Raw genomic sequence first — 13,951 nt, forward strand, 5'->3', positions numbered from 1 at the left:
AACGGCCCAAAAGTAGGACCGTTCGAATTTCAAAAACTCGGTACACCATTAAGTCAAAACATGCTTAACTGAATGGTGTTATCACAAAGTGAGGCTTTTCGACAAACAGCTTAAAAAAGAGGTTTAAGCGTTTTCTAGCATAGACAGTGCAACCGCTTCGGCCGCTTTAATACCATCAATACCGGCTGATAAAATACCGCCCGCGTAGCCTGCGCCTTCACCTGCAGGGTAAAGCCCTTTAGTGTTGATGCTTTGGAATGTTTTGTCGCGCTTAATACTAATAGGCGACGAAGTACGTGTTTCAACGCCGGTTAGTAAACCGTCGTTAGTTGAAAAGCCACGAATTTGTTTATTAAACGCTGGTATCGCTTCGCGAAGGGCATCAATAGCAAATTGTGGTAGCACTTTACTCAAGTCAGTTAACTTAATACCTGGTGTGTAAGAGGGTTGTACTTCACCTAAATTTTCTGAAGATTTACCTTTCAAAAAGTCGCCAATTAGCTGTGCTGGTGCATCGTAGTTACTACCACCAAGCTCATATGCTTGCTCTTCAAGTTTGCGCTGTAAGTCTATGCCTGCAAGTGGGTTACCTGGGAAGTCTTGCTCTGGCGATATGCCTACCACAATAGCGCTGTTAGCGTTGCGCTCACTTCGTGAATATTGGCTCATACCGTTGGTAACAACGCGGCCCTCTTCAGAGGTTGCAGCGACTACTGTGCCACCTGGACACATACAAAAGCTGTAAACTGTGCGGCCATTGTCGCAATGATGAACAAGTTTATAATCGGCAGAGCCTAAAATTGGGTTTCCTGCATTTGTACCAAAACGACATTCATCGATCATTGATTGTTTATGCTCGATTCTAAAACCGACTGAGAATGGCTTTGCTTCAACATAAATCCCCTTTTTGTGGATCATATCAAACGTATCGCGTGCGCTGTGACCAACGGCTAATACAACGTGGCGAGTATTTAGTTGCTCGCCATTTGAAAGCGTTAAACCTGTTACTTGCCCGTCGTCTAAATGAATATCGTCAACACGTGTGCTAAAGCGAATTTCGCCGCCTAGTTCTATTATACGAGCGCGCATTTTTTCAATCATGGTGACAAGTTTAAATGTACCAATGTGCGGCTTACTTACATATAAAATTTCATCGGGTGCGCCTGCTTCTACAAATTCAGTAATTACTTTACGGCCATAATGCTTTGGATCCTTTACTTGGCTGTATAACTTACCGTCTGAGAATGTACCTGCGCCGCCTTCACCAAATTGTACATTTGATTCGGTATTAAGTGTGCGTTTACGCCAAAAGCCAAACGTGTCTTTTGTACGTTCACGTACCTCTTTACCGCGCTCTAATATAATGGGATTAAAGCCCATTTGAGCAAGTAATAAACCTGCAAATAAACCACACGGGCCAAAACCAATCACAACAGGGCGCTCTGTTATATTTTCGCGGGCTTGGGCTACAAATTTATAGTTTGTGTCAGGCGCTACTTTTACATGTTGGTCTTTTTCGAATGCAGTGAGTAAATCGGCTTCGTTATCAACTTCTATATCGAGTGTATAAATCAGTAAAATAGCTGATTTTTTACGTGCATCATAACCACGCTTAAACACATTAAAACTGTGCAATTGTTCTGGTTGGATTTTTAGTTTATTTACAATTGCTTGACCAATTGCATCTTCGTCATGATCAAGTGGCAGCTTTATTTCGGTTAAACGTATCATTTATATCTCTTTTAGGTGTCATAGCGGAATATTATTTACCGCTCACAATAAGGGGATGCAGGGCACAACAGATGTGCAAACATAAGGCGCACATTTTACGTTAAAATAGGGCGATATGGCACTTATTTATTGTATTTTTGGGGTGGATGGGTATGATCCGCAACTGTTGTTTAAAATCTTAGGTATTAAAATAGTATGGCGTTTGTAGTCACCGAAAATTGTATAAAATGTAAGTACACCGATTGCGTCTCGGTATGCCCAGCAGATGCATTTTTTGAAGGCCCTAATTTTTTAGCCATTAGCCCAATTGATTGTATTGATTGTGGTTTATGTGTACCTGAATGTTCAGCCGACGCAATTTATCAAGAAGATGAACTCCCTGAATCTCAAAAAGAATTTACCGAATTAAATGCTGAACTTGCACTCGTATGGCCGCGCATTACTGAGATTAAGCCTGCACCAGAGGACGCTGATGTTTGGAATGGCATAGATAATAAACTCAAACTACTCGAAACGTGATAAGTAACAAATAGTTACTCCTTTATCATTAAATAGTTAATTTTTCATTTCAAAGTATTAACAAATGTACCCGGATAAATTACAATCCTTGGCTTAAGTTGCTCCTTATGAGTAATTACAGTCTAAATGGATGTTTATGCAGTACTTTATAACTATAATGAAAAAGTTTATCTTCCTATTTTTAAGTTTCGTTTTATTACTCTCAAGCCTTAATGTAGCGGCTGAAAAACAGCAAGTATCCTTATCCCGTATTGATTCTAATATCACCGTTGATGGTGTTATGGATGAAGCGCATTGGCAAAATGCGACTCGTATTCCTTTAATCTACCAAGACGAGCCTAACGAAAAAGGCACTCCGCCTGTAAAAACGGATGCTTTCATTTACGAGGATGGCACAAACTTATATGTTGCCTTTGTTGCAGAGGATCCAAACCCTGAGCAAATTCGTGCATCGCTGCGTGACCGCGATACGTTGTGGGAAGACGATGTAGCCATTCTTGTTATTGACACCTTTAATGATGAACGCAGTGGTTATGAATTTCATGTGAACCCTCTTGGTGCACAAGGCGACATTCGCATGACCGACACTGATGGCTGGACCTCTGATACTTCGTGGAATGCTATTTGGGATAGCGCAGGACAAATTAACGAGCAAGGTTATATTGTTGAAATGCGTATTCCTTTTAAGGCACTACGTTTTCCTGAAAATCAAAAAGAGCTAACATGGGGTTTTTCAGTAATGAGAAACTACCAGCGTGATGTTTTGTATCAGCTATCAAATATGGGGTTCGATCGAGATACAAAATGCAGTCTTTGTCAGTTTGATAAGTTAGTGGGTTTTAGCGATATAGAATCAAGTAAAAACATTCAACTTACACCTACGCTAACCACACTACGTAATGACAATAAATCAGAGCTACCGGGTAATTGGGATAATGGCGATATAGACACCGAAGTGGGCTTAGATTTACGTTGGGGCTTAACAAAAGACGCTGTTTTAAATGCAACCATTAATCCAGATTTTTCTCAAGTAGAAACAGACTCTTTAGAGCTTGATGTAAATACAACTTATTCTATTTATTACGCTGAAAAGCGTCCTTTCTTTTTAGATGGGGCTTCTTACTTTAAAAGCAGCTTATTTGAGCTTTTATACACGCGTACAATTGCAGAGCCTACTTTAGGTGCAAAGCTAACTGGTAAAACGGGCGATCATAGTTATGCTTTAATGCTCGCTGATGATGATAATAGTAATATTTTATTACCAAGTAATCAGGGCTCTGGTTTTGCAAACCTAAATGAAAAAACTAATGCAGTCGCAGGGCGCTATCAATTTGATAATGGCGAACAAGGAACAATTGGTATTTCAAGCACGCACAGAGAAAGCGACGACTATCATAATACCGTATTATCAGTAGATGGGAGTTACTGGTTTAATCAATCGGACACTCTTTTGTATCAGGTATCATCGGCTGATACCCGTAACTCTGAATTTTTAATCGAAAATTATAACTTATCTGAAACTCAGTCAGATGAAGCTTATGCTCTAGAACTTACTCGCGATAAACGTGATTACAAACTGTTTGCGTCGTATGAAAATATTGGCGAGGACTACCGCACCGATTTGGGTTATCAAGAAAAAGTAGATTACGAAAAGGTTGTGTTTGGAGGCGGGCAGACATGGTATCGAGATGAGGCTGATTTACTTACCTCATGGTCATACGAAGCTGATTGGGATAAAACGTGGGCTCAAAACGGTGACTTACTTGAAGAAGAATACGAAGGTTTTTTAAGTTTTAAAGGTCAAATGCAATCTATTTTTGAAATTGGTTTAGTACATCGCTATGAAAATTATAATGGCAATTTTTACAATCAAAATATTGGCTATATTTACACAGGTTTCAAACCCACTAAAGATTTAAAGTTAACATTATATGCAGAATACGCGAGCCGGATTGACTATACCAACGAACAGCTTGGTGATGTATTTAACACTCAAACACAAGTGGTATGGGATATTAACGATCACTGGCAGCTCGATGTAAAGCATAACTATAGTCAATTAGATAACCCGCAAGGGGATCGTGTTTTCACTGCTAATTTAGTCGACTTTAGACTTTATTATAAATTTAGCATGCGTTCAATTCTTAAATTAATTTTACAATTTGAAGATATTGATAGAGACGAAAATGCCTACTTTTATCAAGTGAGCCAAATCAATAAAGATTATGGCAGCCAACTTGTTTACTCATATAAAATTAATGCACAAACATTATTTTATTTAGGATATTCAGATAGAGGTTATCAAGACGATTCACTTAAAAATATTGAGCGGGATCAACGTACATTTTTTACAAAAGTTAGCTATGCGTGGCAGTTGTAATCGCTAAAAATTACAGTGCAGCAGAAATTCTCGTTATATTAGCCGGTTGTAATAATGCAGTTTGTTACGTTACTTAGTTTTTTTGCTAAAATTAATGCCGTAGTATTAATCGTTTTCGAATAAATTTATAGGCGGGCAGTAAAAAATTAGAGAGCGTATTGACGATATGTACTAAATTTTAAACAATTGAAACGTTTTTGTTTGTTTTTGTTAATCCCGCCTATACTATATGAACGATATAGTTAGTTAATCCATTGTTGTTAAAAAATTTTGTTATTCTAATACCTAAGGATTATATCAATGCTTGCTTAGTACTAAATGCAAGCGATATAATCCGCTTTTGGTAACAGGTTTAAGGGAGAAGTAAGATAGATGGATTTTTTTATGAATAAATTTAAACCGCTCGGTTTTATTTTCTTAATAATAATTCTATTTTGTTTCTGTATAAATATAGAGTTAACGAATCAGATTAACCGTATAAATCTATTTCACACCAGTATTGATATACGAAGCTTCGAAATAACGAATACCACGCTTGATATGGCTGCTTGGTATAATCCGATCTTAAATGGCCACTATATAATCCAGCAGCCTACTGCGGATTTTTTGCTTATTAAAACCACTGATACCCATTTTGTAGCAGCCGATTCAAGTAAGCTAATTATGATGACGCTTGCATCACCTATTAATTTTTTATTTTTATGTGTTCTAATATTTAGCTGTGGTTTGTATTTACGTAGAGCGCGCAGCAAGCGTCACTATAAAAACCAAATTGCTGAGCTTAATCATCAGGCTAATAGCTTACTCACTGCATTTAACCTACAAGTAAAACCAGCAGAGAACCCTTTGGGTGTAAGTAGCTTAAGCCAATCAATAAATAGTTTAAATACACATGTGGCCAATTATGTAAAACAAACCCAAACAAGTATTTGCCAAGATAAACTGACGTTATTAATTGACCGTCATGCGTATATTGAACATATCGACAGACAAATTAATCACGCGAATCAAGATGAGCTGAAATGTGCACTTCTGTTTATAGATCTTGATGGTTTTAAACAAGTAAATGACTCGTTTGGTCACAGTTTTGGTGATGAAATATTGGTTCAAGTTGCTAGCCGACTTGCGAATGTTTTACGCCACCATAAATTAAGTAACATAAATAGTGCTAACCAATTAGAGCAAAACTTATCAAGGTTAGGAGGGGATGAGTTTTCTATTTTCATAGAGTTACTTGATAATAGCGATAGAGTTATTGAAATTGCAAAGCACGTGCTAAGTGAGCTTGAAAAAGACTTTGTGCTAGGCAATAAAATAGTAAAAATTAGTGCCAGTATTGGTATTGCTGCTTACCCAGAAAGTGCGTCAACCCCACAAGCACTTTTACAATTAGCTGATGTAGCTATGTACAGAGCTAAAAGCGATGGTAAGGGAATATTTAAAGTTTACTCACCAGAAATGGGTAACAAAATGCGCCGTTACCATTACTTACTCGAAGAGTTACGCATAGCAGTCGCTTGTAAAGATTTGTACTTATCTTTTCAGCCAATTGTGCATGTTGAAGATTGTATGATTGATTACTTCGAAGCGCTTACACGCTGGGATCACCCAATTGAAGGTATGATCCCGCCTTCAGAGTTTATTCCTATAGCAGAAGAGTCTAATTTAATATTAGAGCTAGGCGATTGGATTATGCTTGAATCGTGTCGGCAAATGGCTGCATGGCACAATGCAGGTATGCGGAAAATAAAAATATCAGTTAACGTTTCGGGCATTCAACTAAAGCATCGTGATATTTATGATTGGGTAATGAAGAAGCTTAAAAAAACCGGTTTACCGGCTACGTCTTTGATGCTGGAAATTACAGAATCAACTTTCATTAAAGCCAGTCCAAGAATTATTAAAGAGCTCAGTAGGCTAAGAGAAGAGGGTATCACTATTGCTATTGATGACTTCGGTACAGGTTTTAGTTCTTTAAGTACATTAGCGGATTTACCAATAGATGTTATTAAAATTGATCGCTCGTTTATAGCACAAGCCAATAAAAGCCAAAAATATAACGATATATTAAATACAATTAGTGATCTTGGAAAAAAGCTAGGTATTAAAATTGTTGCAGAAGGCGTTGAAGAAATAGGGCAGTTTGAACTCGTTAAAAAAATGGGTGTGAGCTCTGTTCAGGGGTATTTAGTAAGTCGACCTGAGTCATCAGCTAATGTAGGTAATAAAGTATTACGCAATAACACCAGTAACCTTTCAGCATCGGGTACAAGTGCGTGGGATATTGTTAGTTAGTTAGTTTACAAATAAAAATGCCACTCTAAATAGAGTGGCATTTTTTGTTTAATCAGTAATTATTGTATCATACCAACCTGCATAAATCTTTGATCAATTTAACGAATTAAATTGCACTATAACGTCGTTAAAAATTTTTTATTTAGAACAACTAGATACAAAAATTTTTGCCTAGTTCTAGCGTAATTTTCTTAACGTTAAATAGACCCCATATATAAGCAGATTGGTATTAAAGATCAAATGTGCGAGAAACAGCAAGTACAATACGCTCATCAGCATAATCGTAATCTAAGCTTGTGTTTTCAGCAGCTACTTCAATACCAAACCCTTCATAACTAGTTTGATATGCTAAACGGTAGTGATAATACGATTTGTCTCCCTTAGCACTATCCCATAGCCACTTATCACCGTCTAGTGAGTTTGAAATATCAAAGCTTGCACGTAGTGCATGATTTGGAGCCAGCTCATAGGTGTGTGCAATCATTGAGATTACATGCCCTCCACCTTGACCAAAGTAATCCCAGCTGTACCAAAAATTAAGCTCAGTTTGGCCGTACTCACTTGCGTAACCAAATTTAGTGTAAGCCTCAGCGTAGTTGCCATCGCTGTTATTACCTTGATAAGTGTAATACGCAATACCGTAGTCAACGCTAAATTGCTCATCAAGTTGTACATACTTACCTACATAGGCATCAAGCTCAAAATCAGTGTCGTCACCAAAATCTACATTTGAAGCCCATACACCTGCGTAAACACCACTATCAAAGTCATAGTCTAAGCTACCTTGAATTGCAGGATCGTTATCTGTTTGGCTTACACCATTAAAAGTGTAGTCAGACGCTGCCGTGATTGTTGTTGACCAATCAGCTGCTGCAGTCGTTGATAAAAGTGCAAATGGTAGTGCTACTACTAGTTGTTTTAGTTTGTTATTCATTATTTATTCCTAGTGTACTGTGTCTATTTTTGTGTAATCAATTGCGTTTGCTTTTGGTGAGCTGTCTATATTCGTTACTGTTTTAAATTTACTGTAACCAATAAAGGCAGCACAGATAAAGAACAAGCCAATAACTAAAGCACCTACCCACTGAATTTGTAAAAATTCTAGTTTAAACAGTAATGTAAGTAGTGATAGAGCAACAATATTACCTATCATGTATTTCATTTTACCAAAACGCTTTACGGTAAAATTTAGGTTATCTGTATATAAACGTACTAACGAATCGAGAGAGTTAATTACAAATATAATACCTACAAATACCATGGCAAAGTTTTTAATACCTTGAGTTGGGATGCCCGCCTCGTGGTAGTGATAAAGTACGCTAAACCAAATCGCAATCGGAATAGAAGGGAAAATTAACATCGCACCTAATACTTGGTAAGTTTTAAGTCCACCTACAAAGCGTGATGTAAATTGACCAATCATTATGCTCCACGCAAACCACCAAAATAAGTAAAACTCATGGTAATCATTAAGCGGTAAAACAAATTCATTAATGTTGGCAAAGTAAGTGCCAATAGAGCCTAAGTTATTCGTAAATGCTGACATTTGACTATCACCAATTACAAATGCGCCAGCCCACATAAAGGCGATTAAAGCTAAAAATAACCACGTAGTAGAAATACTTAAAATACGTACATATTTAATATCAGTACTTGAGTAAACCGCAAAACAGATAGCCGCAAACACAATTAAATAAAACTCAGAAACTATGCTTGTTCCATCACCTAATTCTGGTAAATACCACGGTAGGTTTGTAAGCAGTAAATAAGCGGTAAATGCACATGTACCAATAATTACAACATTATTGATAAATTTAACCCAAGGAATTTCGAAAAATTTCACTTTAGGTTCTATTACACAGAAATAAAAGCACGTAAGAAAGTAAAATCCCCAGATCAAAAATCCCCAGTAGCCAAACTCAATAGCCAGTGGATTTGCAAACGCGTATTCTGGGCTTGCTTTTATGTCTGCATAACCTGCAAACTCAGTTAAAGGAAACATAATAAGGCCAACATCAAGGCCAGAAGTAAATAATATTGCTATAAACGTAAAGGTTCGAACTGGTGTTACACCTACTACGCGCACATTACCCCATTTAATTAAAATAGTGATAATGGCAAGTAAGGTAAAAATGATGCCTGCATTAAGCCAAATAGTCATTGTTACCCTCCAGTAATGAATAAAAATAATTCATAAGCACTCCGTATTTTATTGTTTTATTCTCGCATTAACACAACGTAACCTATTTACATCGTGTGCCACTGCAAGGCACGCATTGGTTTAGCCCGACGAGACTAAACCTAAGCATGTGGCTAAAGTTAGATCTCCGTACTACGTTGTGTTTCTTGCCAGTTTTTTGTTATGGCAACATTCACATCCGATTTCTGTAATGGGTCTTTACCTAAAATTATGTCAGCTGCTTTTTCGGCAACCATAATTGTAGGCGCATTCAAGTTTCCGTTAGGAACTGTTGGGAATATAGATGAGTCAACAACACGTAATCCCTCAATACCATGCACTTGGGTATTAGAGTTAACAACGGCCATATCATCTTCACCCATTTTGCACGAGCAAGAAGGGTGGTAAGCACTTTCTACGGCTTGGCGTACAAAGGCATCTATTTCTTCATCTGTTTGAATGTGTTTACCTGGTTGAATTTCTTCATCGCGGTATTCATCAAAGGCATTTTGCTCGATTATGTCGCGTGTTAAGCGAACGCACGCTCTAAAGCCTTCAATATCGTCTTGATGCTCAAGGTAATTAAATAAAATGGTTGGTGGTTGCTCAGGATTTGCAGAGGCAATAGTCACACTACCTCGGCTTTTTGGTTTGTTATGACCAACATGAACCTGAAAACCATGACCTGCAAATGCACTTCTACCATCGTAACGCATTGCTGCTGGTAAAAAGTGATACTGAATATCTGGCCATTCAACACCTGGTTTTGAGCGAATAAACGCACACGATTCAAAATGATTCGTTGCACCTAAACCCGAACGCGTTAATAACCAGCGTGCGCCAATCAAACCCTTTGAAACAATGCCTAGCTTGCCGTTAAGCGTGATAGGTTGCTTACATTTGTATTGAAAGTAAAACTCAAGATGATCTTGTAAGTTTTGACCAACACCAGGTAAATGATGCTGTACTTCAACGCCTGCGTTTTCGAGCGCTTGAGTATCACCAATACCAGAGAGTTGTAAAATATGTGGAGAACCAATTGGTCCTGCACTTAGTACAACGTCTTTTGCAGCATGGGCAGTTTTAACGTCGCCATTTACTTTGTATTCAATGCCAGTAGCTTTTTTGCCGTCTAAAATCACGCGTTGTGCTAGTGCACCAGTAATAATTGTTAAATTACTACGCGATTTAACAGGGTCTAAATACTCACGAGACGCAGAGCTGCGCACGCCGTCTTTTACGGTCATGTGCATTGGGCCAAAACCCTCTTGCTGCGACGCGTTGTAATCATCTGTTGAGGCGTAACCGGCTTGTACACCTGCTTTGATAAAAGTGCGATAAAGCGGGTTTTGCATTTCGTTGCCGTTATTAACGCCAAGCGGGCCTTTGCCACCACGGTAAGTATTTTCACCAAGGTAAAAGCTTTCTGCTTTTTGAAAATACGGTAAACATGATTGGTAATCCCAACCGTTTGCACCGTGTTGCTGCCATTCGTCAAAATCTTTTGCGTGGCCACGTACATACACCATGCCATTGATAGATGACGAGCCGCCTAATACTTTGCCTCGTGGGCAATGCATTTCACGGTTATCTAAATGAGGCTCAGGCTGCGTATGAAACTGCCATGCGTATTTATCGCTATTCATAGGAATAGATAACGCGGTTGGCATTTTTATAAAAATACTTTTATCGCTACCGCCAGTTTCAAGTAGTAACACGCGGTTATTTGAATCTTCAGACAAACGGTTTGCTAAAACACAACCCGCCGAACCCGCGCCAACAATAATATAGTCGTAATGATTACTCATAGTAGGGCGCCTTAAAATGGGCTTTCTATGTCGGCCATACCAACATAAATAGACTTAGTTTGCGTGTATTGATCAAGCGTTTGAATACCATTTTCACGGCCAATACCCGATTGCTTATAACCACCAACTGGCATTTCAGCAGGTGAGTTACCGTATGCATTAATCCAACAAATACCGGCTTGTAACTTATGAATTACGCGGTGAGCACGTTTAATATCACTCGTAAATACGCCAGCTGCTAAGCCTAGGTGTGTACCGTTAGCGCGTGCAATCACATCGTCTTCGTCGTCAAAAACAAGCACGCTCATTACTGGGCCAAATATTTCTTCTTTAACGATAGTCATGTCGTCATTACAATCAATAAATACAGTCGGTGCTACAAAATAGCCATTAGGTGCAGATTTAGGTGAAAGCGTTGTACCACCGGTTAATAGCGTTGCACCTTCTTCAATACCTTTATTAACGTAGCTCATTACTAGTTCTTGATGCTTTTTAGAAATAAGTGCGCCAAAGTTAGTATTTAAATCTTGTGGGTCGCCAGCAATAATATTTTTTTCAGTGCGCGCTTTTAGCTCATCAATAAACGGCTGATAAATATTTTTATGAACGTAAATACGTGTACAGTTAGTACAAATTTCGCCTTGCGTATAAAAGTTACCTAACATAGCAGCGCTAACCGCTTGCTCAATATTCGCATCATCAAATACTAATAGTGGAGATTTACCACCGAGTTCCATTGTTACATCTTTTAAAGTACCGGCAGCACTTGCTACTACTTTTTTACCTGTGCCTACTTCACCCGTAAACGATACCTTATCAATGTCGCTGTGCTGTGTTAGCCACTGACCTACATCTCCAGCACCTTGAACAACATTAAAAACACCTGCAGGTACGCCAGCTTCAAAAAACACTTCAGCAAGCTTAATAGCGCCAAGTGGTGTTTCCTCAGATGGTTTAAATATAAATGCATTACCAGCAGCAAGGGCAGGGCCCGACTTCCAACATGCAATTTGTAGTGGGTAGTTCCATGCACCAATACCCGCACAGATACCTAGCGGTTCTTTACGTGTGTAGTAAAAGTCATCACCCACCATTTGCTGTTGGCCTACTTGTGCTGGCGCAAGGCCTGCAAAGTATTCAATTACATCAGCGCCGGTTTCAATATCAACACAATTTGCTTCTTGCATTGGTTTACCGGTGTCTAGTACTTCTACAAGTGCTAGCTCATCATTGCGCTCGCGTAAAATAGCCACTGCTTTTAATAAAATGCGGCTGCGTTCAATGGGTGTCATTGCTGACCACTGAGCAAAGCCTTGCTTTGCACTCTCAATGGCTGCGTTTTGAATAAATTCGTCGGCAATCTCTACTGCGTAAATAACCTCGCCCGTAGCTGGGTTTGTTACATCAAATGTTTTGCCGCTCTGGTTTGCAAGAAAATGGCCGTTAATAAAATTTTGATAGACAGGTGTAGTCACGCTAGGCTCCATATTGCTTGATAAGTGAAAGTACATAGCTTTTTGCTAACTGTTCACTGTGTTTAAACTGATTATTGTCTGACTTACTCAGTACTGCTCTTAACCATAGGCCATCAATCATGGCGGCGCTAAGTTCAGCAGCTTGATTCGCTTGCTCAATAGGCATTAATTGCTTCAAAGAAAATGCTAAATTACTGTGCAAGCGTCTACTGTTTACATTTTGTAGTCTGTGTAATTCTTTATCGTGCATCGATTGTGCCCAAAAACTCAACCACGTTCGGGTTGTATCATTGCGTTGTTGTACAAGCGCAAAGTTGGCTTCGACAATATACATTAAACGTTCAGTCGCATTTGTTTGATGGTTTACTTTGCCTATCAAGTCTTGCTTTAAGCTTGTTAGTAAGTATCGAACAGTGGCTTCAATCAGCCCCTGCTTACCATTAAAATAATGACTAATAATACCCGACGATAAACCTGCATTTTTACTAATGCTGTTTATAGTCGTTCCTTGCAGGCCTTTGCTTGCAACAGATTCTATAGTTGCGTCAATTAACTGCTGACGCCTGACAGGTTCCATTCCAACTTTAGGCATAATTTTTATTAATTGAACGTTCAATAAAGATAAGCTTAAGGTAATAGCTCTAACAATTCAAGGCTGAGGTAAACATCTAGATGCCAAAATGTAGATGAATCATTAATAAAAGCGCAACTAATGAGATATAGAAGATAAAGTTTTATTTTATTTAACTGTATATAAAACAATGGTTTGTGGGTTTTATTTTGAAATTAAATAATAGTAATGATTTGTTTACAGCAATAAATGAATAAAATGTGTAAAAATCGTTAGTGCAGTAATAGTTAGAGTACTAATAGTATTATTTTAATACAGAAGTACACTAAACCTGCAATTGCTTAGTGCTCTAATAAATTTATATCAAGAGTAAGCTTTGCGGTTTTATCGTTTTAAAGCGCTTGGTTTGAAAGGTTAAGTTTTGAAAGGTCAGGCATTATTGATAACGCCTTTAAAAAGGAGGGGATAACGTCTTAATCTATTGCCAATGTAGTCATCAGCTAAAATTTGCTGGCAAATAAAATCAATATCTTCGCTTGCTTCAAAAACCCAATCAAAGCGCTCTATAGCGAGTAAAAATCCACGCTTTAAATGAGTTTGAGCACGGTACTGTTCTAAATTGTCTTGAATAATTGAGACTTTGTTTGGATCAGCTTTAAGCTCTTCTACTACTTGGTTTATAAAAGTAGTATTGAGCTTACTGGTAGGGCGGTTCCTGAGTTTTCGTGGGTGCATTAGCTCTCGTTAGCAATGTTATATAATTTTTTCAAAAAATCATCCTTATTTTTTTCGTGTTCGTAGTCTAGATGATAAGTATTATGAAAACCAAAGCGTAATTCAACACCGCTTCCCTGCAAATATATAGTGTAACCATCTACATCTGAATAAGCAGTAACACCTTGATAATGTTTACCTTCGTCAGTCATTTCGCCTTTTTGAATGATGCGTTCATACACGGCTAAAATCTGTTTGTTGTCAATTTCGTTTTTCATA

11 protein-coding genes are annotated in these 13,951 nt (G+C 38.2%); 3 read left to right on the forward strand and 8 right to left on the reverse strand.

Annotated elements, in window-relative coordinates; translation table 11 throughout:
* Positions 1 to 123: 123 nt before the first annotated feature.
* A complete protein-coding gene (locus tag GQR55_RS14750; RefSeq protein WP_166421200.1) occupies positions 124 to 1,731 on the reverse strand; it encodes an NAD(P)/FAD-dependent oxidoreductase in 1,608 nt (535 codons plus the stop codon).
* Between the two features lie 195 nt (positions 1,732 to 1,926).
* On the opposite strand from GQR55_RS14750, the gene fdxA reads away from it, so the two are divergent.
* From fdxA to GQR55_RS14765, 3 genes are all read left to right on the forward strand, one after another.
* Positions 1,927 to 2,250, forward strand: a complete 324-nt coding sequence (gene fdxA, locus GQR55_RS14755) for a ferredoxin FdxA (RefSeq protein ID WP_166421201.1) — start codon at positions 1,927 to 1,929, stop codon at positions 2,248 to 2,250.
* Between the two features lie 136 nt (positions 2,251 to 2,386).
* Positions 2,387 to 4,630, forward strand: a complete 2,244-nt coding sequence (locus tag GQR55_RS14760; protein WP_166421202.1) for a carbohydrate binding family 9 domain-containing protein — start codon at positions 2,387 to 2,389, stop codon at positions 4,628 to 4,630.
* Positions 4,631 to 5,014: 384 nt separating this feature from the next.
* Positions 5,015 to 6,925 (forward strand): bifunctional diguanylate cyclase/phosphodiesterase, encoded by a 1,911-nt coding sequence (locus tag GQR55_RS14765; RefSeq protein ID WP_166421203.1) that lies wholly within the window; start codon positions 5,015 to 5,017, stop codon positions 6,923 to 6,925.
* Positions 6,926 to 7,154: 229 nt separating this feature from the next.
* On the opposite strand, the gene GQR55_RS14770 is transcribed toward GQR55_RS14765, so the two are convergent.
* From GQR55_RS14770 to GQR55_RS14800, 7 genes are all read right to left on the reverse strand, one after another.
* On the reverse strand, positions 7,155 to 7,859 hold the full coding sequence (locus GQR55_RS14770; RefSeq protein WP_166421204.1) for a TorF family putative porin: 705 nt from the start codon (positions 7,857 to 7,859) through the stop codon (positions 7,155 to 7,157).
* 9 nt (positions 7,860 to 7,868) lie between these two features.
* Positions 7,869 to 9,086, reverse strand: a complete 1,218-nt coding sequence (locus GQR55_RS14775; RefSeq protein WP_166421205.1) for a BCCT family transporter — start codon at positions 9,084 to 9,086, stop codon at positions 7,869 to 7,871.
* Between the two features lie 158 nt (positions 9,087 to 9,244).
* On the reverse strand, positions 9,245 to 10,912 hold the full coding sequence (betA, locus tag GQR55_RS14780; RefSeq protein WP_166421206.1) for a choline dehydrogenase: 1,668 nt from the start codon (positions 10,910 to 10,912) through the stop codon (positions 9,245 to 9,247).
* An 11-nt stretch (positions 10,913 to 10,923) separates the two neighbouring features.
* Complete coding sequence (gene betB / locus GQR55_RS14785) at positions 10,924 to 12,387, reverse strand: betaine-aldehyde dehydrogenase (protein WP_166421207.1); 1,464 nt, start codon at positions 12,385 to 12,387, stop codon at positions 10,924 to 10,926.
* 1 nt (position 12,388) lies between these two features.
* Positions 12,389 to 12,964 carry a transcriptional regulator BetI gene (gene betI / locus GQR55_RS14790; protein ID WP_206012108.1) on the reverse strand — a complete coding sequence of 192 codons (576 nt, stop codon included), beginning with the start codon at positions 12,962 to 12,964 and terminating at the stop codon, positions 12,389 to 12,391.
* A 423-nt stretch (positions 12,965 to 13,387) separates the two neighbouring features.
* The gene (locus GQR55_RS14795) at positions 13,388 to 13,693 is read right to left on the reverse strand and encodes a hypothetical protein (RefSeq protein ID WP_166421209.1); all 306 of its coding nucleotides are present in this window, start codon (positions 13,691 to 13,693) and stop codon (positions 13,388 to 13,390) included.
* Positions 13,693 to 13,950, reverse strand: coding sequence for a DUF3081 domain-containing protein (locus GQR55_RS14800; protein ID WP_166421210.1), 258 nt, complete (start codon positions 13,948 to 13,950; stop codon positions 13,693 to 13,695). Before GQR55_RS14800 ends, GQR55_RS14795 begins: the two co-directional genes overlap by 1 nt.
* Position 13,951: the final 1 nt, after the last annotated feature.

The organism is Pseudoalteromonas sp. Z1A8 (assembly GCF_011378855.1).
GTDB lineage: Bacteria > Pseudomonadota > Gammaproteobacteria > Enterobacterales > Alteromonadaceae > Pseudoalteromonas.